Consider the following 21,247-nt stretch of genomic DNA (forward strand, 5'->3'; position numbering starts at 1 on the left):
GACGAACGTCCCGCATTTTAAAGGTTAAGCCCGCTTTCATCCGGTCCGGCTAGGCAGTCGGCTCAGGTGAGTATCGAGGGTTGACGATGGCGGGCCAGAACGAAGCCGTTCCGGTCATCATCAAGCGGAAGAAGAAGGTTGCAGGCGGCGGACACCACGGCGGGGCGTGGAAGGTCGCCTATGCCGACTTCGTCACTGCGATGATGGCGTTCTTCATGCTGCTGTGGCTGCTCAACGCGACCACCGAAAAGCAGCGCAAGGGCATCGCGGACTATTTCAACCCGACGATCCCCATCTCGCGCATGTCGGGCGGCGGCGAGAGCGCCTTCGCCGGCGACAGTTTGCTGGCGGAGAAGGAGTTGGCCGCAAACGGCGCGACGCTGAAGGTCCCGCTCCCGAAGGGAAGCGGCGACGGCGGCGAGGCGAGCGCGGCCGATGCCTCCGACGAGACGCTTGGCGGCGACAAGGGCTTCCTGCCCGAGCTGCAGCAGCTCCTCTCCGGGGCGGGCGGCGAGAGCATGATCTCCGAGCAGCTCCTGCGCCACGTAGTGACGCGGGTGACGGACGAGGGTCTGATCGTTGAGCTGCACGACCTGCCGGGCGCGCCGCTCTTCGACGGCGACGCGCCGCGGCCGGTGCTGGAGCAACTCGTGACCGAGCTTGCGGCGGCCTTCAACCTCGTGCGGAACGAGATCGCGGTGGGTGGCCATGTCGCCGCGCGGCCGGTGGTCTCGCTGGGCGCGGACGCCTGGGCGCTGAGCGGCGACCGCGCCGACCGTGCGATGCGCCTGCTGACCGGCGCCGGGGTCGAGCCACGGCGCGTCCAGCGCGTCACCGGCTTTGCCGACCGCAAGCCCGCCCTGCAGAATCGCATGGCGCCGCGGAACAATCGGCTGGAGATCATCCTGCTTCGCGGGCGCACCTGAAAAGCGCGGACAATCTGACGCGTTAGGCGCCCGTTAAGCCGCCGCACTGTAGCGAGGCTCCCGACAAAGGGACCGATGCAGCAGAAAGGCGCACCCTAAATGACCATCTCGTCCTCGCTGAACGCCGGCGTCGCCGGGCTGGCCGCGAACGCAAGCCGGCTCGCGACCATCTCGGACAACATCGCCAACTCGGGCACGCACGGCTACAAGCGGGCCGAGGCGGACTTCCACTCGATGGTGATCTCGTCGGGGAACGGCACCTATTCCGCAGGCGGCGTGCGCGTCACGACGCAGCGGGTGATCGACCAGCCAGGCGCGCTGCTGTCCACCAACAACCCCACCGACCTCGCCGTGCGGGGCCGCGGTTTCCTGCCTGTGACGCCGGCGAGTGCGCTCAAGGTGCAAGGGGAGCAGCCGCCAATGCTGCTGACCACCACCGGCTCGTTCCGCACGGACAAGGACGGCATCCTGCAGACAGAGACCGGGATGGTCCTGCTGGGCTGGCCGGCCGAGCCCGACGGGACGATCAAGAGCTATCCGCGCGATACCGCGGACGGATTGCAGCCGGTCAAGATCAACACCAACCAGTTCGCGGGCGAGCCGACGACGAAGCTGTCGCTGGGCGTCAACCTGCCGGCCACATCGACCGAATACGGTTCCCTGGCCGACACCGAGGTGCTGTCGATCGAGTACTTCGACAATATGGGCACCTCGCAAAACCTTGCGGTGACCTACGTTCCCGAGCCGGCAACGAATCCCGGCGACCCTGCCTCGAACACCTGGCGCATGATCATCCGTGACTCGGCTTCGGGCAACAATATCGTCGGCGCTTACGAGCTGAGGTTCAACAATGACCGCGAGGCCGGTGGCACGCTGCAGTCGGTGAGCACGATTGCGGTCGATTCCAACGGCGAGCGGGACCCGCTGGGAATGACCTACGGCGGCGGCTGGGATTTGACCACCGGCGAGTTCCGCGTAAACGTCGCCAACGGCGCGCCGCCGAACGAGAACCCGATCGACATCACCATCGGCGGCGAGAAGTCGACGACCGGCATCACGCAGCTCTCCGACAGCTTCGCGCCGACCTCGATCCTCAAGGACGGCTCGCCGGTCGGCAACATGGTTTCGGTCGATGTCGACGCCAACGGCTTCGTCTACGCCAACTTCGACACCGGCATCACCCGCAAGATCTACCAGATCCCGCTCGTCGACCTGCCGAACCCGAACGGCCTGATCGCGCTCGACAACCAGACCTACACCACCTCGAACGTCAGCGGCTCGTTCTTCCTCTGGGACGCGGCCGACGGGCCCACGGGCGACATCGTGAGCTATGCGCTCGAGGAGTCGGCGACCGACGTGGCGGGTGAGCTCACGAACCTGATCCAGACGCAGCGCGCCTATTCGTCGAACGCCAAGGTCATCCAGACCGTCGACGAGATGCTGCAGGAGACCACCAACATCAAGCGGTGAGCCCTGAGGGGCCGGAGAAGACGAAGCCATGAGCATCTCACATTCGCTGTCGAATGCCCTCTCCGGCCTCACCGTCGCGTCGCGCGCGGCGGAAGTCGTGGCGAACAACGTCGCCAACGCGACGAACGAGAACTACGGCCGGCGCGAGGTCGAGCTGGCGTCCCAGGTGCTGGGCGGGCGCGGCGCGGGCGTCAAGTTCGTGGGCGTCAACCGGATCGTCGACCAGGCGCTCCTGAGCGACCGCCGCACGGCCGACGCCTCGCTCGGCGGCGCGTCCGTGCGCTCGGATTTTCATGCGGCGCTGGAGCGGCTGACGGGGACGCCGGATCAAGGCGACTCGCTCAGCGCGCGGATGGCGGCGCTGGAGTCGAGCCTGCTGGAGGCGGCGAGCCGGCCGGACAGCATGCCGCGGCTGCAGAGCTTGGCGGATGCCGCGACCGGCGTCGCGGGGCAGGTCAACCGGATCTCGGACGGCATCCAGGACATGCGGATGGACGCCGAGCGGCAGATCGCCTCGCAGGTCGAGACGCTCAACCGCTCGGTGGCGCAGGTCAAGGAGCTCAATGAGCGCATCCTGGCCGGCAAGCAGGGCAACCGCGACATCAGCGGCCTCATGGACCAGCAGCAGCAGGCGATCGACCAGATCGCCTCGATCGTGCCGCTGCGCCTGATGCCGCGCGACAACGGGACCGTCGCGCTCTACACCACGCAGGGCGCCAGGCTGCTGGACGGGCAGGCCGCGAAGATCGGCTTCGAGCCGAAGAGCGTCATCATGCCAGAGCATACGCTGGAGAACGGCCTGCTCAACGGGCTGACGATCGACGGGCGCGCGGTGCGGACCGGCGAGAACGGTGCACTGTCAGGTGGCAGCCTCGGCGCGCTCTTCGAGCTGCGCGACGGCCTCGCGGTCGACGCGCAGGAGCGGATCGACGCGCTGGCGCAGGATCTTGTGGGGCGCTTCACCACCGCCGACGACCCGCTGCCACCGGGCGAGATCCAGCTCTTCGGCGACACGCTGGTGCCAAGCGAGGAGCGGGGGATCGCCGGGCGGCTCACCGTCAACCCAAACGTATTGCCGTCCGAGGGCGGCCAGCTCTGGCGCCTGCGCGATGGCATGGAGGCTACGGCGCAGGGCGACGTGGGCGATGCGAGCCGCCTGCAGGAGATGCTGGACCGGCTGGCGCTGCGCACCTCGCCCGCCAACGGCGGCTTCATGCAGAACCAGACCGCGAGCGGACTGACCGGCGACTTCCTCTCCGGCATCGGCGTGGCGCGGCAGAGCGCGGAGAGCTCCACCGCCTTCGCCACCAGCCAGAACCAGACGCTGCGCTCGATGCAGATGGCCGATGGCGTCGACACAGATCAGGAGATGCAGAAGCTGATGCAGATCGAACAGGCCTACGCCGCCAACGCGCGCGTCATCAGCGTCGTCGACGAGATGATGCGCATGCTGATGGATCTCTGACATGGCGAACCTGAGTATCGGCGACCTCGCCCAGACGTTCCAGCTCAGGCGCGACAATGCGCGGCTGAAGAACGACCTGATGCGGGTCACGCAGGAACTGTCCACGGGTCGCAAGTCGGACCTCGGCAAGGCGACCGGCGGCGACTTCGGGCCGCTGGTCAGCATCGACCGGCAGATCGCGAGCCTCAAGGCCTACGACACCACGGCGAAGGAGGCGGGCCTCTTCGCGGATGCCGCGCAGCTCTCGCTCGAGCGGATCCAGACGATGGGTGCCGAGCTCGCGCCGCGGCTGATATCGGCAGAGCTCAGCGGTTACAGTGCGCTGCGCCAGACCATCGCGTCGGATGCCGTCGCGGCCTTCGAGACGACGGTCGAGGCGCTGAACGCACAGTCGGGCGGGCGCGGCCTCTTCGGCGGCACGGCCACCAACCAAGCGGCGCTGGCCGACCCGCAGGAGATGCTGGCCGAGATACGGGCCGCGGTAGACCTCGCCGCGCCGACCGACGCACAGGGCGTGGCGGACGCGGTAAAGGCGTGGTTCGCGCCCGGTGGCGGCTTCGACCTCTCCGGCAAGGGCTATACCGGCGGGACCGACCGCCTGTCCGGCTTTCGCGTGGCCGAGGGCACGGAGGTGCCAATGTCGATCAAGGCTGACGACCCCGAGATCCGCGAGCAGCTCGCTGGGCTCGCCATCGGCGCGATGCTCAAGAACGGACCGCTCGCCGGCGACTTCGAGAAGGAAGCGGAGCTGGCCAGGATTGCCGGGGCGGAGATCATGCGCGGCCAGACCGGCCTCTCCGCGACCCGCGCCGAGCTGGGCGCCGCGCAGGCGCGTATCGAAAGCGCCACCGCCCGCAATGGCGCCGAGCGCACGTCGCTGCAGATCGCGCGCAGCGGCATCACCGACGCCGATCCCTACGATTCGGCCACCGAGATGCAGAACCTCGAGGTGCAGCTCGAGACCCTCTACACAATAACCGCGCGGCTCTCGCGTCTCAACCTGACGGATTTCCTGCGATGAAGCGCTTCGTCCTCGCCCTCCTCGGGCTCATCATGACCGTCACCTCGGCGCAGGGCAGCGCGATCCGGATCAAGGACCTCGTGGAGTTCGACGGGGTGCGCGGCAACGACCTCGTGGGCTACGGCCTAGTGGTCGGCCTCAACGGTACCGGCGACGGGCTGCGCAACTCGCCCTTCACCGAGGAGATCATGGCCAACATCCTCGAGCGGCTGGGCGTCAACGTGACGGGCGAGCAGTTTCGGCCCAAGAACGTGGCGGCGGTCTTCGTCACAGCGACGCTGCCGCCGTTCAGTCGCGCGGGCAGCCGCATCGACGTGACCGTCTCGGCCATCGGCGACGCAAAGAGCCTCTTGGGCGGGACGCTCGTCATGACGCCGCTCAACGCCGCCGACGGCGAGATCTACGCGGTGGCGCAGGGCACGATCATCGCCGGCGGCGTGGTCGCCGAGGGCGAGGCGGCGAGCGTGACGCAGGGCGTGCCGACCGCGGGCGTGATTCCGGCGGGCGCCAACGTCGAGCGTGAGATCGACTTCGACTTCACCAGCCTCTCGACCATGCGCCTCGCACTGAGGAATGCAGACTTCACGACAGCCGAGCGGATCGAGCAGGCGATCAACGCCAGCTACGGCCGCAGCGTGGCGCAGATGGTGGACGCCGGTACCGTCGTCTTCGACATCAATGCCACCGGCGAGGTCTCTCCGGCACATGCGATCGGCACGATCGAAAACCTGCCCGTCGAACCCGAGCGCAAGGCGCGCGTGGTGGTGGACCAGCGCTCCGGCACCATCGTCATGGGCGAGGACGTGCGGATCGACCGGGTTGCGGTCAGCCAGGGCAACCTGACGCTCCGCATCGAGGAGGAGCCGATGGTAGTCCAGCCGAACCCCTTTGCCGAGGGCCAGACGGTCGTGGTGCCCCGCACCCGCGCCGCGATCGACGAGGAGCCGGGTCCGAGCCTGGCCGAGGTACCGGACGGCACGTCGCTTTCCGAGGTGGTGGCGGGGCTCAACGCCCTCGGCGTCAGTCCGCGCGACATGATCGACATCCTCAAGAGCATCAAGGCCGCCGGCGCTCTCCACGCGGAGTTCCTCGTCCGCTAGCGCCGTCAATCGCCTCCCCGCCCTCTGGCTGGGAGGCGATTCCCATTCCTCGTCGGTGGAACGGCCGCATCTCCTGCGGCTGCCGCGGCGAGCCTAGCGATCGCGGAACTGCGCCTCGCGCTTTTCGAGGAAGGCGCTCATGCCCTCGGTCTGGTCTTCCGTCGCGAAGAGGGCGTGGAACAGCCGCCGCTCAAACAGGAGCCCCTCGCGCAGGGGCACCTCGTAGGAACGGTTAACCGCCTCCTTGACGGCCATCACCGTCAGCGCCGACTTCTCCGCGATCTTGGCGGCGGCGGCGCGTGCCTCCTCCATCAGCTTCTTGGCGGGCACCACGCGGCTCACGAGACCCGCGCGCTCGGCCTCCTCGGCGTCCATGAATCGGCCGGTGAGATGCATCTCCATCGACTTGGACTTGCCAACGAAGCGCGTCAGGCGCTGGGTCCCGCCGATCCCGGCGACGATGCCGAGATTGATCTCGGGCTGGCCGAAGCGGGCGGTGTCGGCGGCGATGATGAAGTCGCACATCATCGCGAGCTCGCACCCGCCGCCCAGCGCATAGCCCGCGACGGCGGCGATGATCGGCTTTCGCACGCGCAGGATGGCCTCTGTCTCGGCACCGAAGAAGTCGCTCCCGAAGACGTCGACGAAGGTCTTCTCGGACATCTCGCGGATGTCGGCGCCGGCGGCGAACGCCTTCTCCGAGCCGGTCAGGATGATGCAGCGGACCTTGTCGTTGGCCTCGGCCTCGCCCAGCGCCTGGCCGAGCTCGGTCAGCAGGGCCTTGTTCAGTGCGTTGAGGGCGTCCGGCCGGTTCAGCCGGATCAACGCCACGTGGTCGTCGATCTCGACGACGATCGTCTTGTAGGCCATCGCACACTCCCCCGTCGGCGTCGCCAAGGCTTAGCAGTCCGGGAAGGTCGATCAAGTCATCTCTGGCATGTCGGACAGTGGAAGGTCGAGCGGCCGGACTGAACAATCCGCCGCACGGTGCCGCCGCAGCCGGGGCGCGGGCAGGACATCCCCTCGCGGTCGTAGACCCGGAACGCGTGCTGGAAATAGCCGAGCTCGCCGTCCGCGCGGCGGTAGTCGCGGAGCGACGAGCCGCCGGCCTCGATCGCCTCCTCGAGCGTCGCGCGGATCACCGGGACCAACGTCGCGATACGGGCGGCCGCGATGCGGCCCGCCTTGCGGCGGGGGGAGATGCCTACGCGCCAGAGCGCCTCGCAGACGTAGATGTTGCCGAGGCCCGCCACCACCCGCTGATCGAGGAGCGCGGCCTTGATGGGCGTGTTGCGCCCCCTGAGGCGGCCGACCAGGTAGTCCTCGTGGAACGCGTTCCCTAGCGGCTCCGGGCCGAGTTCGGCGAGGAGCCAGTGCGCGGCAAGGTCCTCCGTCTTCGCGAGGTCCATCGCCCCGAACCGGCGCGCGTCGTTGAAGGTGACCGTCGCGCCGTCCTCCATGCGGAAGACGACGTGGTCGTGCCGGTCGGGCGTCGGCCGCTCGTCGTGGAACGCAGCGGTGGGTGCGCCCGAGATGAGGAGCCGGCCCGACATGCCGAGGTGCATGATGAGCGTCTCGCCCGACGAGAGGTCCGCCAGCAGGTACTTCGACCGCCGCCCCAGCCGCAGCACCCGCTGGCCGGTGACGCGCGCGGCCATGTCCCGCGGCAGGGGCCAGCGCAGGTCCGGCCGGCGCGTCTCGGCCTCCACGATCAGCCGCCCCTCCATCACCGGAACGAGACCGCGACGGACTGTTTCGACCTCGGGCAATTCGGGCAAGACGCGCACCTCGTCAGCGAAAGGGGTCGGATTGTCACTCCGGAAGGGCGACCTATAAGGAGGGGGAGTTTCGCGAAGGGCAAGTCCATGGCCGATGACGACCGCACCACGACGCACTTCGGCTATGCCGAGGTGCCGGAGGAGGCGAAGGCCGGCCTCGTCCACGGCGTCTTTTCGCGGGTCGCCAGCCGCTATGACCTTATGAACGACCTGATGTCCGGTGGCGTCCATCGGCTGTGGAAGGACGCGATGATGGACTGGCTCGCGCCGCGGCCAGGCCAGCGACTGCTGGACGTGGCCGGCGGGACCGGGGACATCGCCTTCCGTTTCCTCAAGCGCGCGCCGTCCGCGAGCGCCGTGGTGCTCGACCTGACCGAGAGCATGTTGACCGAGGGGCGCCGCCGGGCCGAGGCGGCGCGACAGGCCGACCGCCTCAACTGGGCGGTAGGCGACGCGATGGCGCTGCCGTTCGGGGACGCGAGCTTCGACGTCTACACGATTTCATTCGGGATCCGGAACGTGACCCGGCCGCAGAAGGCGCTGGAGGAGGCGCTCCGCGTCTTGCGGCCCGGTGGGCGGCTGATGGTGCTGGAATTCAGCCAGATGCCGAGTGCGATGCTGCAGCGGGCCTACGACCTCTACTCGTTCAACGTCATACCGCGGATGGGTCAGGTCGTGGCGCAGGATCGCGAGAGCTATAAATACCTTGTGGAGTCGATCCGCCGCTTCCCTGACCAGGAGACCTTCGCCGGGATGATTCGCGAAGCCGGCTTCGACCAGGTCCGCTACCGCAACCTCTCGATGGGCGTCGCCGCGCTGCACTCCGGCTGGAAGCTCTGACGGATTGCGCGGACCGCACAACATCTGGCGCCTCGTGCGCACCGGCGCCACGTTGGAACGGACCGGCGCGATGGGAGTGGTCCTCGACGCCTTCCAGGCGCCGCCGCACATGCGGATGGTCGCGCGGATCCTCGGCTGGCCCTTCGCCTGGCTCGGGGACAAGGGTGACCCGGCGCTGCCGCCCGCGACGCGCGCGCTGACGGCGCTGGGTCCGGCCTACATCAAGTTCGGTCAGATCCTGTCGACCCGCCCCGACGTGGTGGGTGACGAGCTCGCGACGCAGCTGCGCGTCCTGCAGGACAAGCTCGATCCGTTCCCGCAGGACGTCGCGATGCGCGAGGTCGCGTCCGAGCTCGAACAGCCGGTCGACCGCCTCTTCTCCGAGTTCAGCCCTCCGGTCGCCGCAGCCTCGATCGCCCAGGTGCACAAGGCGAAACTGCGCGAGACCGGCGAGGAGGTGGCGGTCAAGGTGCTGCGACCGGGGATCGAGCGCGCCTTCCGCAAGGACATCGACGCCTTCTACCTTGCGGCGCGCATGGTCGAGCTGCTGTCGCCCTCGTCCCGCCGGCTTCACCCGATGGACGTCATCGCGCATTTCGAGGGCGTGGTGATGGGCGAGCTCGACCTGAGGCTCGAATCATCCGCCGCTGCGGAATTTGCCGCCAACACCAGGCGCGACGAGGGCTTCCGCGTGCCGCACGCGCACTGGTTCCTGTCGTCGCGCCGCGTGATGACCATCGAGTGGGCTGATGGCGTGCCGGCCGGCGACATAGCCGCCATTGACGCCGCGGGCCACGACCGCGCCGCACTGGGCGAGCGGGTGCTCAAATTGTTCCTGAGCCATGCCCTGCGCGACGGCTACTTCCACGCCGACATGCACCAGGGAAACCTCAAGATCGCGCCGACCGGCGACATCGTGGCGATGGATTTCGGCATCATGGGGCGGATCGACGAGTACACCCGCCGGGTCTACGCCGAGATCCTCTTCGGATTCATCCGCAAGGACTATCGCCGGGTCGCCGAGGTGCATTTCGAGGCGGGTTATGTCCCCGCGGACCGCAACATCGACGAGTTCGCCCGCGCGCTCCGGGCAGTGGGCGAGCCGATCTTCGGGATGGACGCGAGCCGGATTTCCATGGGCCGCCTGCTGACCTACCTCTTCGAGGTGACCGAACGGTTCGGCATGGAGACGCGGACCGAACTGATCCTGCTGCAGCGCACCATGGTGGTGGTCGAGGGCGTGGCGCGCTCGCTCAACCCGCACATCAACATCTGGCAGGTCGCCCAGCCGATCGTGGAGAGCTACATCCGGCAGTACATCGGTCCGCGCGCCATGGCACGGGACCTGACGAGGACGGCGCGGGTGCTCGCGCGGCTGGGTCCGCGCCTGCCGCAGCTCGCCGAGTCGGCGCTGATACACCATGTGTGGGAGCCGAAGCGCGAGCCGCGCCGCCGCGCATGGCCGAGGCTCGCGCAGATGGCGTTGGGCGGCGGTCTTGTCGCGGCGGGCGTCTGGATCGGCGCCCTCCTCTGAGGGCGCCGGAGCGAGCCAGTCAGGCCGGTTCGCGCAGAGCGGTCACGTCGGTCGGCGCGACCTTCACCCCGCCCTCGAGCACGAGGACCGTGGCGCCCTTCTCGTTCCGTGCCTCGATGACGCGGGAATAGGTCTCGAGCGCGTCCGTACGCAGTACGGTGCCCTTCGCGATGCTCTGGAGCGAGAAGGTGTAGGCGCCCTCTGGCAGCGGCTTGCCGTTCGCGCCGACGCCCGCCCACGAGAGCGGTCCAGCCGTGGGCGCAAGCTCCTGGCGCTGCACTTCCTGGCCGGATGCGTCGTGCACCACGAGCGCCATCCGGTCGGCGGCCGAGGCGGGCTGTGCATCGAGGCGGATCGGCGTTCCGTCAAACCAGACGGGCCCGGCGCTGCGTGCCTCCATCCCGACCCAGCCCGCCATCTGCGACATGCCCGCCACGGTCATCTGCGCCGCCATCTCCTTGAGCAGGTCGTTGGTCCGCACCTGCTGCTCGACGCTCGAGAAGGTCGCGAGCTGCACGGCGAACTCGGTCGAGTCGAGCGGGTTCATCGGGTCCTGGTTCTGCATCTGGACGGTCAGCATCTTGAGGAACGTCTCGAAATCCGAACTGAGAGCGGACTTCGCCTCCTTTTCCTTGCCCGTCGGGGCCGTAGCGGCCGGTGGCGTCGTCGCCGTGGTCTGTGTCACGTCCATGGTCGTGTCTCCTGTCAGAGGCGCAGGTCGAGGCCGGCGGTCGCATCACCGGCCTGGGGTTGCGGCGCGGCATCAGGCGCGGCCAGCGGCGCTGCCGTCTCTGTGCCGGGGTCTGGGACGGCCGATTCGCGCGCCTGCTGCTGCCGCTCGCTCGAGAAGCTGAAGCTCAGGTTCTCGAATCCCAGCGAACGTAGCTCCTGCGCCAGCTGGTCGATGTGGCGGCGCAGGAGATCGAGTGTTTCCGGTCTGTCCGCCGCCACCACCATGGTCATGGCGCCGTCTGAGGCCTCGAGCGTCATGCGGACGGTGCCGAGTTCCTCGGGCTTGAGCGTCAGCTCGACGGGCCCGTCACGCAGGAGCCGCGCCGCCTCGGCAAGCTGCTGCATGACCGGGCGGGGCGCCTCGGCGCGGGCGGCGGTGACATCGGAGCGCGCGGCCTCGAAGCCGGAGCGGCTCTCGACCGCCGCCAGCTCGGTCTGCGCGAGCGCTTCATCCTTGGGCAGCGCTTCCACCAGGTTGGCGTCGCTCAAAGCAACCGTCGGTTTGACAAGGTCGAAGTCCGCGCGGGTGCGCTCGACTTGCTTCGCCGGCTCGGCAGCGGACGATGATGCACGCGCTTCCTCGACCGTTTCCGGCGCATCTTCCGGCAGCGGCGAATCGGGTTGACCTTCCGCTGGCGTCGTCACGCTCGCCACGGCGGCGGATGCCTGGGATCGCAGGCTGCGATCACCGGTCTGCGCAACTGATGTCCGCGCGACCGGCTCGCCGGCAGTCCGCGTCGGCGGACGCACGACCTCGTCGCCCAGAGCGGGTGATGTAGCGTTCGGCGTTCCAGGCCGTGACTCGATCGGAGTCGCGACAGCTGCCGGCTGGCGCACGTCTCGCTGCGCGACAGGATCGACCGCCTCGTCGCGCGCCTGCTTGACGGATGCTGGCGACGGATGAGGCGTGGCCTCGGACCTCGCAGCGGAACGCGGGGCCGGCTTCGCGGCCTCATCCGGGCGCACCGGAACAGCTGTGGCCGCAGCAGCTGGCGTCTCCGAGGGCATCAGCTTCGCAGCGGGAACGGAGGTGGCTTGATCATTCGACGGGGCGGCACCAGCCGATTGTCTCTCCTGTAGAACGGATCCTGGCCTTTGCCCCTCCGTCGCAAGTTGTAGCGTCTCGCCTGCATCGGCGGAGGCGTGCCGGATCACTCCTCTGTCCACCGAATGCGGCGCAGATCCTGACGGCGGTAGTGCGGCGGCGCGCACGTCGATCCCGGCTGCGTTGGCAGCCTCGGGCAATGGCACGACCGTGGCATTGGGCGCGGCGGGCTCGGCAATAGCCATCTCCGGCGCGCAAATCGGCTGCTGTTCGGCGGGAGCCGCCTCGGCGGCGTCGAGCGTGAGGAGATCGCGGGCGAGCGATTCGCGACGAGCCTTCGCGAAGCTCTCAGCCCCCCCGCCTCGCGATGCGTCGCCAGGGCCGAAACGCGTATCGGTCGCTCCGAAGATGCTGGCGAACTGGTCCGATCCGGCCTGCGCGGAGCGGGCAGATGCCGCGCCCTGCTCGCGCGCTGCAGGACCGGACGGGACGATCGATGGAATCATCATTTGCGAAAGGCCTTCTGCCTGTGCTTCGGCCGCAGATGACAGACGGCGGTTACCGCTTCTTTACCGCTGGCTGAGAAATCTGCCGTCCATCCGAAGAATTGGAGGCGTCGATGATCACCCCAAGCCTGCCGCAGGCGCCCCTGCCGGGGCTGCGAACGGCGACTGTCGAGAAACAGCACGATGCCGATGCGGCGCTGCGCGAAACGGCGCAGAAGCTGGAGGCGAACTTTCTCGCCGAGATGCTCAAGGCCGCCGGCGTGGGCAAGCAGATCGAGGGCTGGGGCGGCGGCGTGGGCGAGGACCAGTTCGCCTCGTTCCTGCGTCAGGCCCAGGCGGACGAGATGGCCAGGACCGGGGGACTCGGGCTGGCGGAGAGCCTCTTCCAAGCACTTAAGGAGCGGACCGATGACTGAGGCTGATGTCGTGGAGCGGGTGGCCGCGCTGCTTGAGGAAGAGCGGGCGGCGGTACTGGCGGCGGATTTCGACGCGATGTCGGCGATCGCCGGTCGGAAGGAGCCGCTCTTCGTCGAGCTGCGCGAGGCGCATCCGACGGAGGCCTGCCTCGGCCGACTACGTCGAATGGCCGAAGAGAATGCCGGCCTGCTGGCGGCGTCGGCGCGCGGCATCCGCTCGGTCACGCGCCGGATCGCCGAGATTCGCTCCGCCAACGGACCGCTGCGCACTTACTCGCAGGACGGGCGCGCCCAGACCGCCGGCGTCACCTCCCGGTCGCTCGAGCGGCGGGCGTAATTTGCTTTCAATCTTCCGCATTTATACCCTGCGCCGCTTAAACCCTTCTTAGCCATTCGGCGCCAGAAACAGCCCTGCATCCGACGGGATGGCGCGGCGAGCCAAAAGATCGCCAGCAGACGTCAGAATGGCGACAACCCAGCTCCGAAAGGAGCGGCACGAAAACCCTGGCGCAAAAGCGCCTGCAAAAGGAAAATGAAATGTCCAGCATTCTGACGAACAACGGCGCCATGACGGCGCTGCAGACGCTCAAGTCCATCAACAAGAACACCGCCGACATCCAGAACCAGATCTCGACGGGCAAGGCGATCAGCTCCGCGAAGGACAACGCCGCGGTCTGGGCGATCTCGAAGGTCATGGAGGCCGACGTCACCGGCTTCAAGGCGATCTCGGACAGCCTCACGCTCGGCGAATCCACCGTCGCGGTTGCGAAGAACGCTTCCGAGACGGTCACGGACCTGCTGACGCAGATCAAGGGCAAGATCGTCGCCGCCCAGGAAGAGAACGTCGACCGGGGCAAGGTCCAGCAGGATATCTCTGCGCTTCGCGACCAGATTAAGACCGTCGTCAACTCGGCGCAGTTCAACGGCCTGAACATGGTCAAGGGCACCGACGACGTGAACATTTTGTCGTCGCTCGACCGTAGTGCCGACGGCACCGTCACGACGAGCGACATCACCGTCGCCCGGCAGGACCTGACAACTGGTGCCGGCGTCTGGGGAGGCGGCAACGACATCAGCGGCCGCATCACGATCGGCGGCGGAGCCACTCAGGCCGAGGCGGCCGGTAACTCGCTCGCGCTAACCCTGACCCATGCCAGCCTAGGCGGGTCGAACGATATCACGATCGGCGGGACCACAATCAGCTTCGCGCAGGGTGCCAACGCGACGGAAAGCACTTCCAATGCGATGGCGGCTATCAATGCCCTCGGACTGGAAGGCATCACCGCCAGCCTCACGACTGACGGAAGCGACGGTGGCCTGACGATTGCTTCGACGAAATCCTTTGAGGATGTCGCCGTGACTTCTGGCGCCGGTATTGCCGGCGATGGCACCATCGGGATGCGCGCCGAGAGCGTTAATCTGGATACCACCACTGGCGTCGAAGCCGGCGACGGCTATCGCATCAGTGTTGGCGGGACGGCTTTCCAGTATGTCGCGGGTAGCGGCGAGACTATGGAAGACGTTGCACGAGGCCTCAAGACGGCGATCGACGCTGGGGGCCTCACCGGTATTACCACCAGAGTGTCGCAGGACACGTCGACGGGCCAATGGAGCGTCAAAATTGACAATTCCGATCCTGCGGCGGCCTCGCTTTCTGTCGCCGGCATCACCGGCGGACAAGCGTCCGGGGGATTGTTCGGCCTCGACAACATTAATGTAACGAAAGACCCTGAAGCGGCGCTTGATAATATTGAGACGTTGATCCAAAACTCGATCGACGCCGCCGCCTCGTTCGGTTCGGTCCAGAACCGGATCGAGATCCAGAACGACTTCGTCGGCAAGCTGATGGACTCGATGAAGTCGGGCATCGGCGCCATGGTCGACGCGGACATGGAAGAAGCCTCGGCGCGTCTGCAGGCCCTGCAGGTGCAGCAGCAGCTGGGTGTCCAGTCGCTGTCGATGGCGAACCAGGCGCCGCAGTCGCTCCTGTCGCTCTTCCGGTAACGGACCCAGGCGGGGCGCCCGAAAGGCGCCCCGTTTCCGCTCGCGGAAAATCCGCGCACCTCCACGTCCCAAGTTCCAGGAAGGATACGACGTGAACGCCTATCACATGGCCCGAACGGCCTATGGCTCGGCCACGGAAGTCAGGACCGACCGTGGCGTCGAATACGACACCTTCGCCCGCGTGACCTCCGCACTTCGCAATGGAGCCGCCGCAGGCAAGCAGGGCTTCTCCGCCTTCGCCAAGGCGCTCGAAGACAACCGCAAGCTCTGGACCATCCTCGCCGTCGACGTGGCGGACAAGGGCAACAAGCTGCCCCAGTCGCTGCGCGCCCAGATCTTCTACCTCTCGGAATTCACGCTGACCCACACGCCCCGCGTCATCCGCGGCGAGGCGAGCGCCGACGTCCTTGTCGACATCAATACCTCGGTCATGCGCGGCCTGCGCGGCCAAGCCCAGGGAGAGGCGGCATGAGTGGCCTCGTCCTCAAGCTCGGGCCGAAGGAACGGGTGCTGATCAACGGCGCGGTGATCGAGAATGGCGACCGCCGCTCGCGGCTCTCCATCGTGACGCCGAACGCCAACATCCTGCGGCTGCGCGACGCGATCCACCCCGACGAGGTCAACACGCCGGTCCGGCGCGTCTGCTACATCGTCCAGCTCGTCCTGTCGGGCGACGCCGATCCCGTAGAGGCCAAGCACCAGCTGATGCGCGGCGTCGAGCAACTGAGCCAGGTCTTCACCGACCGCGACAGCCGTCTCCTGCTGACCGAGGCCACCGAGGCCATCCTCGCGAACCAGCACTACCAGGCGCTCAAGGCGCTGCGCAGCCTGCTGCCGCGCGAGGAGCGCATCTTCGCCGCGACGGCGTCGTGAGCTTCCAGCCCGTCCTTCCAGCCGGCGGAAGCGCCGGCTGGGCCTTTCTCAAGCGCACCCGCGAGTCGCAGCAGACCGCCTTTGACAACTCGGGCCGGATCGCGCGCGACACCGACTACTTCGAGAAGAACATTGCCAAGGTGAAGAAGCCGGAGGACCTGATGAAGGACTTCCGGCTGCTTTCCGTGGCACTGGGAGCCTTCGGGCTCGACAGCGACATCAATAGCAAGTTCTTCGTCCGCAAGGTGCTGTCCGAGGGCACGCTGGCCGAGGATGCACTGGCGAACAAGATGTCCGACAAGCGCTACAAGGCAATGGCGCAGGCGTTCGGCTTCGATCTAAATCCGCCGAAGACCCAGCTTTCCGATTTCGGCGCGAAGATCACGGCCGCCTACAAGGAGCGGCAGTTCGAGATCGCGGTGGGCGAGCAGGATCCGAACATGCGCCTCGCGCTGGGCCTCGGGCGCGAGCTCGACAACGTGCTCAAGAGCAAGTCGTCCAAGGACGCCACGTGGTTCACTGTGATGTCGACGCCACCGCTGCGCAAGGTGTTCGAGGGCGCATTCAATCTGCCCGCCTCGTTCGGCATGATCGACATCGACAAGCAGCTCGAGACCTTCAAGGCGAAGAGCCGGGCCGCCTTCGGCACCGATGACCTCGCGAAGCTGGCCGAGCCGGAGAAGCGCGAGGAGCTGACGCGCCTGTTTCTCGTCCGGGCGGATCTTCAGTCCATGACGGGCGGCATGAGCCGGGGGTCGGTCGCGCTGACGCTGCTCCAGTCCGCGCCGCGCGCCTCGATCTTCGGCTGACGTCAGCTCAGGCAGGCCTTGAGCGCCGCGAAGCTTTCCGCCACGCTCCGCACATCCCGCTTCGCAACGAGCGCGTCGAGCTTGGGCCACGCCTTGATAGCGGCGTCGAGCTCGGGATCGCTGCCGGCGGAATAGAGGCCGGCCTGGATCATCATCGAGGCGCGGTCGTAGGCGCCCATGCGCCGGCGGGCGAGGGCGATCAGGCGGTTCTCCTCCTCCGTCGCGGCGCCGGGCAGCGAGCGCGAGACCGACCGTAGCACGTCGACAGCGGGAAAACGGCCGCGCTCGGCAATGTCGCGGTCCAGCACCACGTGACCGTCGAGCACGCCACGCAGGATGTCGGCGACCGGCTCCTCCATGTCGGAGCCCGCGACGAGGACGCTCAGAACCGCGGTGATGTCGCCCTGCCCCTCAAGCCCCGGCCCCGCCCGCTCGCAGAGCCCGGTGATGAGCTGCGTGGTTGAGGGCGGGTAGCCTCGCAGCGAACCGCTCTCGCCGGCCGCCAGAGCGACCTCGCGATGGGCATCGGCGAACCGGGTGATCGAATCTGCCATGAAGAGTACGTGCCGCCCCTGGTCACGGAAGTGCTCGGCAATGGTCGCCGCGGTCCAGGCGCAGCGGCGGCGGATCAGCGGCGATCGATCCGAGGTCGCGGCCACGACGACCGAGCGCGCCATACCCTCCGGCCCCAGCACGTGCTCGACGAACTCGCGCACCTCGCGCCCGCGCTCGCCGACCATGGCGATAACCACCACATCCGCTTCGAGCCCGCGCGCGAGCTGCGCGAGCAGCGTCGACTTGCCCACGCCGGAGCCAGCGAAAAGCCCGATCCGCTGCCCCCGGACGATGGGAAGCAGCGTGTCGAAGACGGCCAGTCCGGTCGCCAGGCGCTTGCCGAGCGTTCGCCGCTCGGTCGGGTTGAGCGGCGCGCCGCGGAGGCTCCGCGGCTCCACCCCCGGCAGGATCGGGCGGTTGTCGATGGGCTGGCCGAATGGGTCGATCACGCGGCCGATCCAGCTGTCGTCGGGCGCGATCTCGCCCGCGCCGAGATGCACGACACGATCGCCTATCGAGAGACCGTCGGTGGCGCCTTCAGGCAGGACGGTGGTCTCGGCCGGACTCATGTTGAGGATCTCCCCCAGCACGAGGGCGCCGCGAATCGTGCGAATCTCCACCAGATCGCCCGTGGCTGCCACGTCCGAGAGACCGGTGACGCCGACCTGGCCGCCCGAGACGCGGCCGATCCGCCCGACGGCGCGCACGATGCGCTGCGCCGCGATGGTCGCCCTGAGCTGCTCCAGTCCTGAGGCCACGGCGTCCTCTGCCTTCGTGTTCCGACAACGCTTTCTAAAGGAATCGGTCTTAATCGTTCGTGCAACACCGATCGTGGGAGAAGCCCCGATGTTCGAGAACCTGGATATCATGCGGATGGCGCACGGGCTGGCCCGGCATGCGTCGGACCGCCAGGAAATCGTGGCGCGCAACGTGGCGAACGCCGACACGCCGGGTTTCCGCGCGCGCGACCTCGCCAGCTTCCAGCAGATCTATTCCGACAGCGACCAAGGCGCGGGGATGCGCACGACGCGCGAGGGGCACCTCGGCGCGGCCGATCTGGGCGTGCCTCCGGCGCACCTGATCGAGACGCCAGGCGAAGCCTCGCCCAACGGCAACACCGTTTCGATCGAGACCGAGATCTTCAAGTCCGCCGAGATCAAGAGCCAGCACGACCGCGCCACGACGATCTACAAGACGTCGCTCGACGTCCTGCGCACCAGCCTCGGCCGCGGCCGGTAAGGGAGGAATTCCTGATGGAGATGAGCGAATCCCTCAAGCTGTCGGTGAGCGGCATGAAGGCCCAGGCCGCCCGCCTGCGCCACGTGTCAGAGAACATCGCCAACGCCGACACGCCCGGCTACCAGCGCAAGACCGCCGCGTTTCAGGAGGTGGTCGATGGCGGCCGCCGCACGGGCGAGGTCGAGGCCGGGCCGGTGCGGCTCGACCGGCGCGAGCTGCCGCGGATCTACGACCCGTCGCATCCGATGGCCGACGAGACCGGCCACTACGAAGGGTCGAACGTGGACCTCGTCATCGAGATCGCCGACGCGCGCGAAGCGCAGCGTACCTATGAAGCCAACCTAAAGATGTTCGACCAGTCGCGGCAGATGTCGTCGAGCCTGCTCGAGCTCCTTCGCCGCTGAGAGAAATGACCATGGACGTCAGAACGTCGTTCGCCGCACTCCAGTATGCCCAGACCCGCCCCGCGACCCAGCCCAAGCCCGAGGGCGGCGACGGCTTCCAGAAGCTCGCCAGCGACTTTGCGAAGACGCTCGCCGAGGGCGAAAACGTCGCCAAGGACGCGATGACCGGAAAGGCCGACGCGCACTCGCTGGTGCAGGCGCTAGCGCAGACCGAGCTTGCCGTCGAGACGGCGGTGACGGTGCGCGACAAGGTCGTCGAGGCCTACCAGGAAATCCTGCGGATGCCGGTCTGATGAACGAGATTGTCTTCTACGACACGCTCCGGCAGGGGCTCTGGATCTCGGTCCTGATCTCGACGCCGATCCTGATGGTGGCGCTGGTGGCCGGCGTGACGGTTGGCCTCTTCCAGGCGTTGACCTCGGTCCAGGAGATGACGCTGACCTTTGTGCCTAAGCTCGCGGCGATCCTCGTCGTGTTCTGGGTGACGATGGGCTTCATGACCGAGACGCTGACCGGTTTCTGGACCGACCGGCTGATCCCGCTGATCGTGGGGATCTGAGCGATGGACAACGCCGGATACACGTCGCTGACGCGCCAGGCGGGCCTCCTGCGCGAGATGCAGACGGTCGCCAACAACATCGCGAACCTGTCGACGACCGGCTTTCGGCGCGAGGGCGTTGTGTTCTCTGAGTTCGTCAAGGACACCGGACCAGGCCAGCAGAGCCTCTCGATGGCCGCCGCGCACGCGCGCCACGTGGACCTGAGCCAGGGCACGCTCAACCGCACAAACGGCCAGTTCGACCTTGCCATCGAAGGCGACGGGTTCTTCCTGATCGAGGCGCCGGAGGGTCAGCAGTTGACCCGCGCCGGTGCCTTCATGCCCAACGAGATGGGGGATCTCGTCACTGCCGAGGGGCACCCCGTGCTCGACGCCGGCGGGGCGCCGATCTTCATACCGCCAGATGCCGCCAACGTTGCAGTCGCCTCAGATGGGACGATTTCGGCCGACGGGCAGCCGGTCGGGCAGATCGGGCTCTGGGCACCGAACGACATCAACGACCTGCATCACCAGTCCGGCACGCGCTTCACCGCAGAGGGCGGTGTCGAGCCGATGATCGAGGGCGGCCGCATCCTGCAGGGATACGTCGAAGGCTCGAACGTCGATCCGGTCTCGGAGATCGCCCGCATGATCGAGGTCAGCCGCGCCTACGAGATGGGGCAGGGCTTCATGGACAAGGAAGACGAGCGCATCCGCTCGGTCATCCGCACGCTCGGCCGCTGACAAGGAGAAACCTGAATGCGCGCCCTACAGATCGCCGCCGCTGGCATGAGCGCCCAGCAGACGCGGGTCGAGGTCATCTCGAACAACCTCGCGAACATGAACACGACGGGTTTCAACCCGCGCCGCGCCGAGTTCGCGGACCTGCACTACCAGCAGGTCACGCGCCCCGGCACGATCAACTCGTCGGACGGCGCCGTGCTGCCGACGGGCGTGCAGCTCGGCCTCGGCGTCCGGCCGTCATCGGTCACGGTGATGCTGGAGCAGGGCGCGCTGGCGGCGACCGGCGGCGACCTCGACATCGCGATCGAGGGGTCGGGCTACCTGGAGGTCGCGCTGCCTGACGGCGGCTCGGCCTACACCCGCGACGGATCGCTCAAGCGTTCCCCCGACGGTCTCGTCGTGACGTCCGAGGGCTTCGCTGTGGTCCCCGACATCGTGCTGCCCGAGGATGCGCGCGACATCTCGATCAACGCGCAGGGCGAGGTCTACGCCTATTTCCTCGGTGTGCCCGAGCCCGAACTCATGGGCCAGATCACGCTCGCCCGCTTCGTCAACGAACAGGGGCTCGAGGCGATCGGCTCGAACATGTTCGTCGAGTCCGAGGGCTCCGGCCCGCCGCTCGTCGGCGTCCCGGGCGAGGACGGTCTCGGCACGCTGAGGCAGGGCTACCTCGAGGACAGCTCCGTCGACGCCGTGCGCGAGGTCACCGAGCTGATCGAGGCGCAGCGGGGCTACGAGCTGAACTCCAAGGTCATCTCCGCCGCCGACCAGATGCTCGGCGCGACGACGCAGGTGCGCTGATGAAACATTTGGCTCTCGCATTTGCGCTCGCCCTGCCGGCGCCGGCACACGCCGAGACCGTCGTGGCGGCGCACACGATCCGCAGCCAGTCGATCCTGACGGCGCAGGACGTCACCACCATCCCCGACGACACGCCCGGCGCACTAACGCACGTGGACGACGCCGTCGGTATGGAGGCCCGCGTGAACCTCTATGCCGGCCGGCCGATCCGCTACGGCGACATCGGGCCGGCGGCCATCGTCGACCGCAACCAGATCGTGACGCTGGTCTACGACCAGGGCGGCCTCAGCATAGCGACCGAGGGCCGCTCGCTTGGACGCGGCGGCGTCGGCGACCGGATCCGCGTCATGAACCTCTCCTCCCGCGCGACCGTCAACGGGACGATCGCCTCCGACGGCACCGTCCGCGTGACGAACGGCCCCCTCGACCTTGCAAGCCGATAAGGAC

25 protein-coding genes are annotated in these 21,247 nt (G+C 67.8%); 20 read left to right on the forward strand and 5 right to left on the reverse strand.

Going from position 1 to position 21,247, the window contains the following annotated elements:
* Nucleotides 1-86: 86 nt before the first annotated feature.
* The 5 genes from JM664_RS16685 to JM664_RS16705 all read left to right on the forward strand — a co-directional run bounded on the left by JM664_RS16685 (nucleotide 87) and on the right by JM664_RS16705 (nucleotide 5,982).
* Entirely contained in the window at nucleotides 87-926 is an 840-nt protein-coding gene (locus tag JM664_RS16685; protein WP_227421063.1) for a flagellar motor protein MotB, read from the forward strand.
* Nucleotides 927-1,025: 99 nt separating this feature from the next.
* Entirely contained in the window at nucleotides 1,026-2,396 is a 1,371-nt protein-coding gene (locus tag JM664_RS16690; RefSeq protein ID WP_227421064.1) for a flagellar hook protein FlgE, read from the forward strand.
* A 28-nt stretch (nucleotides 2,397-2,424) separates the two neighbouring features.
* Complete coding sequence (gene flgK, locus JM664_RS16695) at nucleotides 2,425-3,861, forward strand: flagellar hook-associated protein FlgK (protein WP_227421065.1); 1,437 nt, start codon at nucleotides 2,425-2,427, stop codon at nucleotides 3,859-3,861.
* A 1-nt stretch (nucleotide 3,862) separates the two neighbouring features.
* Complete coding sequence (locus tag JM664_RS16700) at nucleotides 3,863-4,882, forward strand: flagellin (protein WP_227421066.1); 1,020 nt, start codon at nucleotides 3,863-3,865, stop codon at nucleotides 4,880-4,882.
* Nucleotides 4,879-5,982 (forward strand): flagellar basal body P-ring protein FlgI, encoded by a 1,104-nt coding sequence (locus JM664_RS16705; RefSeq protein ID WP_227421067.1) that lies wholly within the window; start codon nucleotides 4,879-4,881, stop codon nucleotides 5,980-5,982. Before JM664_RS16700 ends, JM664_RS16705 begins: the two co-directional genes overlap by 4 nt.
* 93 nt (nucleotides 5,983-6,075) lie before the next feature.
* Here JM664_RS16705 and JM664_RS16710 read toward each other — a convergent pair whose 3' ends face one another.
* The gene (locus JM664_RS16710; protein ID WP_227421068.1) at nucleotides 6,076-6,852 is read right to left on the reverse strand and encodes an enoyl-CoA hydratase; all 777 of its coding nucleotides are present in this window, start codon (nucleotides 6,850-6,852) and stop codon (nucleotides 6,076-6,078) included.
* Nucleotides 6,853-6,908: 56 nt separating this feature from the next.
* Entirely contained in the window at nucleotides 6,909-7,760 is an 852-nt protein-coding gene (gene mutM / locus JM664_RS16715; protein ID WP_227421069.1) for a bifunctional DNA-formamidopyrimidine glycosylase/DNA-(apurinic or apyrimidinic site) lyase, read from the reverse strand.
* Between the two features lie 87 nt (nucleotides 7,761-7,847).
* On the opposite strand from mutM, the gene ubiE reads away from it, so the two are divergent.
* Nucleotides 7,848-8,600, forward strand: coding sequence for a bifunctional demethylmenaquinone methyltransferase/2-methoxy-6-polyprenyl-1,4-benzoquinol methylase UbiE (ubiE, locus tag JM664_RS16720; RefSeq protein WP_227421070.1), 753 nt, complete (start codon nucleotides 7,848-7,850; stop codon nucleotides 8,598-8,600).
* A gap of 4 nt (nucleotides 8,601-8,604) precedes the next feature.
* Nucleotides 8,605-10,134: a 2-polyprenylphenol 6-hydroxylase gene (gene ubiB / locus JM664_RS16725; RefSeq protein WP_227421071.1), complete on the forward strand. Its 1,530-nt coding sequence runs from the start codon at nucleotides 8,605-8,607 to the stop codon at nucleotides 10,132-10,134.
* A gap of 19 nt (nucleotides 10,135-10,153) precedes the next feature.
* Here the strand turns inward: ubiB and JM664_RS16730 are convergent, their stop codons facing one another.
* Both JM664_RS16730 and JM664_RS16735 read right to left on the reverse strand, forming a co-directional pair.
* Nucleotides 10,154-10,825: a flagellar hook capping FlgD N-terminal domain-containing protein gene (locus JM664_RS16730; protein WP_227421072.1), complete on the reverse strand. Its 672-nt coding sequence runs from the start codon at nucleotides 10,823-10,825 to the stop codon at nucleotides 10,154-10,156.
* A 14-nt stretch (nucleotides 10,826-10,839) separates the two neighbouring features.
* Entirely contained in the window at nucleotides 10,840-12,420 is a 1,581-nt protein-coding gene (locus JM664_RS16735) for a flagellar hook-length control protein FliK (protein WP_227421073.1), read from the reverse strand.
* 110 nt (nucleotides 12,421-12,530) lie between these two features.
* Between JM664_RS16735 and JM664_RS16740 the strand changes: the two genes are divergently transcribed.
* From JM664_RS16740 to JM664_RS16770, 6 genes are all read left to right on the forward strand, one after another.
* The gene (locus JM664_RS16740; RefSeq protein ID WP_227421074.1) at nucleotides 12,531-12,833 is read left to right on the forward strand and encodes a rod-binding protein; all 303 of its coding nucleotides are present in this window, start codon (nucleotides 12,531-12,533) and stop codon (nucleotides 12,831-12,833) included.
* The gene (locus JM664_RS16745; RefSeq protein ID WP_227421075.1) at nucleotides 12,826-13,170 is read left to right on the forward strand and encodes a flagellar protein FlgN; all 345 of its coding nucleotides are present in this window, start codon (nucleotides 12,826-12,828) and stop codon (nucleotides 13,168-13,170) included. The genes JM664_RS16740 and JM664_RS16745 overlap by 8 nt, the downstream gene beginning before the upstream one ends.
* Nucleotides 13,171-13,370: 200 nt before the next feature.
* On the forward strand, nucleotides 13,371-14,837 hold the full coding sequence (locus JM664_RS18915; protein WP_319637553.1) for a flagellin N-terminal helical domain-containing protein: 1,467 nt from the start codon (nucleotides 13,371-13,373) through the stop codon (nucleotides 14,835-14,837).
* Nucleotides 14,838-14,928: 91 nt separating this feature from the next.
* Entirely contained in the window at nucleotides 14,929-15,309 is a 381-nt protein-coding gene (gene flaF, locus JM664_RS16760) for a flagellar biosynthesis regulator FlaF (RefSeq protein ID WP_227421076.1), read from the forward strand.
* Nucleotides 15,306-15,710 carry a flagellar biosynthesis repressor FlbT gene (flbT, locus tag JM664_RS16765; RefSeq protein WP_227421077.1) on the forward strand — a complete coding sequence of 135 codons (405 nt, stop codon included), beginning with the start codon at nucleotides 15,306-15,308 and terminating at the stop codon, nucleotides 15,708-15,710. Before flaF ends, flbT begins: the two co-directional genes overlap by 4 nt.
* Nucleotides 15,707-16,519: a DUF1217 domain-containing protein gene (locus JM664_RS16770; protein WP_227421078.1), complete on the forward strand. Its 813-nt coding sequence runs from the start codon at nucleotides 15,707-15,709 to the stop codon at nucleotides 16,517-16,519. The genes flbT and JM664_RS16770 overlap by 4 nt, the downstream gene beginning before the upstream one ends.
* Nucleotides 16,520-16,521: 2 nt before the next feature.
* On the opposite strand, the gene JM664_RS16775 is transcribed toward JM664_RS16770, so the two are convergent.
* The gene (locus JM664_RS16775; RefSeq protein ID WP_227421079.1) at nucleotides 16,522-17,832 is read right to left on the reverse strand and encodes a FliI/YscN family ATPase; all 1,311 of its coding nucleotides are present in this window, start codon (nucleotides 17,830-17,832) and stop codon (nucleotides 16,522-16,524) included.
* 88 nt (nucleotides 17,833-17,920) lie between these two features.
* Here JM664_RS16775 and JM664_RS16780 point away from each other — a divergent pair, with 88 nt between their 5' ends.
* Genes JM664_RS16780 through flgA form a run of 7 tightly spaced genes read left to right on the forward strand, consistent with a single transcriptional unit; the run spans nucleotide 17,921 to nucleotide 21,243 of the window.
* Nucleotides 17,921-18,313 (forward strand): FlgB family protein, encoded by a 393-nt coding sequence (locus tag JM664_RS16780; RefSeq protein ID WP_227421080.1) that lies wholly within the window; start codon nucleotides 17,921-17,923, stop codon nucleotides 18,311-18,313.
* A gap of 14 nt (nucleotides 18,314-18,327) precedes the next feature.
* A complete protein-coding gene (gene flgC, locus JM664_RS16785) occupies nucleotides 18,328-18,717 on the forward strand; it encodes a flagellar basal body rod protein FlgC (protein ID WP_406675826.1) in 390 nt (129 codons plus the stop codon).
* Nucleotides 18,718-18,728: 11 nt separating this feature from the next.
* Entirely contained in the window at nucleotides 18,729-19,010 is a 282-nt protein-coding gene (gene fliE, locus JM664_RS16790; RefSeq protein WP_227421081.1) for a flagellar hook-basal body complex protein FliE, read from the forward strand.
* A complete protein-coding gene (locus JM664_RS16795; protein WP_227421267.1) occupies nucleotides 19,007-19,276 on the forward strand; it encodes a flagellar biosynthetic protein FliQ in 270 nt (89 codons plus the stop codon). Before fliE ends, JM664_RS16795 begins: the two co-directional genes overlap by 4 nt.
* 3 nt (nucleotides 19,277-19,279) lie before the next feature.
* Entirely contained in the window at nucleotides 19,280-19,999 is a 720-nt protein-coding gene (locus JM664_RS16800; protein ID WP_227421082.1) for a flagellar hook-basal body complex protein, read from the forward strand.
* 15 nt (nucleotides 20,000-20,014) lie between these two features.
* Nucleotides 20,015-20,800, forward strand: coding sequence for a flagellar basal-body rod protein FlgG (flgG, locus tag JM664_RS16805; protein WP_227421083.1), 786 nt, complete (start codon nucleotides 20,015-20,017; stop codon nucleotides 20,798-20,800).
* Nucleotides 20,800-21,243, forward strand: a complete 444-nt coding sequence (gene flgA / locus JM664_RS16810) for a flagellar basal body P-ring formation chaperone FlgA (RefSeq protein WP_227421084.1) — start codon at nucleotides 20,800-20,802, stop codon at nucleotides 21,241-21,243. Before flgG ends, flgA begins: the two co-directional genes overlap by 1 nt.
* Nucleotides 21,244-21,247: the final 4 nt, after the last annotated feature.

The organism is Roseitranquillus sediminis (genome assembly GCF_016918935.1).
GTDB lineage: Bacteria > Pseudomonadota > Alphaproteobacteria > Rhodobacterales > Rhodobacteraceae > Roseitranquillus > Roseitranquillus sediminis.

Coding starts and splice junctions, on each gene's coding strand:
- JM664_RS16685 (WP_227421063.1), top strand. CDS start 87: ATGGCGGGCCAGAACGAAGCCGTTCCGGTCATCATCAAGCGGAAGAAG.
- JM664_RS16690 (WP_227421064.1), top strand. CDS start 1,026: ATGACCATCTCGTCCTCGCTGAACGCCGGCGTCGCCGGGCTGGCCGCG.
- flgK (WP_227421065.1), top strand. CDS start 2,425: ATGAGCATCTCACATTCGCTGTCGAATGCCCTCTCCGGCCTCACCGTC.
- JM664_RS16700 (WP_227421066.1), top strand. CDS start 3,863: ATGGCGAACCTGAGTATCGGCGACCTCGCCCAGACGTTCCAGCTCAGG.
- JM664_RS16705 (WP_227421067.1), top strand. CDS start 4,879: ATGAAGCGCTTCGTCCTCGCCCTCCTCGGGCTCATCATGACCGTCACC.
- JM664_RS16710 (WP_227421068.1), bottom strand. CDS start 6,852: ATGGCCTACAAGACGATCGTCGTCGAGATCGACGACCACGTGGCGTTG.
- ubiE (WP_227421070.1), top strand. CDS start 7,848: ATGGCCGATGACGACCGCACCACGACGCACTTCGGCTATGCCGAGGTG.
- JM664_RS16730 (WP_227421072.1), bottom strand. CDS start 10,825: ATGGACGTGACACAGACCACGGCGACGACGCCACCGGCCGCTACGGCC.
- JM664_RS16735 (WP_227421073.1), bottom strand. CDS start 12,420: ATGATGATTCCATCGATCGTCCCGTCCGGTCCTGCAGCGCGCGAGCAG.
- JM664_RS16740 (WP_227421074.1), top strand. CDS start 12,531: ATGATCACCCCAAGCCTGCCGCAGGCGCCCCTGCCGGGGCTGCGAACG.
- JM664_RS16745 (WP_227421075.1), top strand. CDS start 12,826: ATGACTGAGGCTGATGTCGTGGAGCGGGTGGCCGCGCTGCTTGAGGAA.
- JM664_RS18915 (WP_319637553.1), top strand. CDS start 13,371: ATGTCCAGCATTCTGACGAACAACGGCGCCATGACGGCGCTGCAGACG.
- flbT (WP_227421077.1), top strand. CDS start 15,306: ATGAGTGGCCTCGTCCTCAAGCTCGGGCCGAAGGAACGGGTGCTGATC.
- JM664_RS16780 (WP_227421080.1), top strand. CDS start 17,921: ATGTTCGAGAACCTGGATATCATGCGGATGGCGCACGGGCTGGCCCGG.
- flgC (WP_406675826.1), top strand. CDS start 18,328: ATGGAGATGAGCGAATCCCTCAAGCTGTCGGTGAGCGGCATGAAGGCC.
- fliE (WP_227421081.1), top strand. CDS start 18,729: ATGGACGTCAGAACGTCGTTCGCCGCACTCCAGTATGCCCAGACCCGC.
- JM664_RS16800 (WP_227421082.1), top strand. CDS start 19,280: ATGGACAACGCCGGATACACGTCGCTGACGCGCCAGGCGGGCCTCCTG.
- flgG (WP_227421083.1), top strand. CDS start 20,015: ATGCGCGCCCTACAGATCGCCGCCGCTGGCATGAGCGCCCAGCAGACG.
- flgA (WP_227421084.1), top strand. CDS start 20,800: ATGAAACATTTGGCTCTCGCATTTGCGCTCGCCCTGCCGGCGCCGGCA.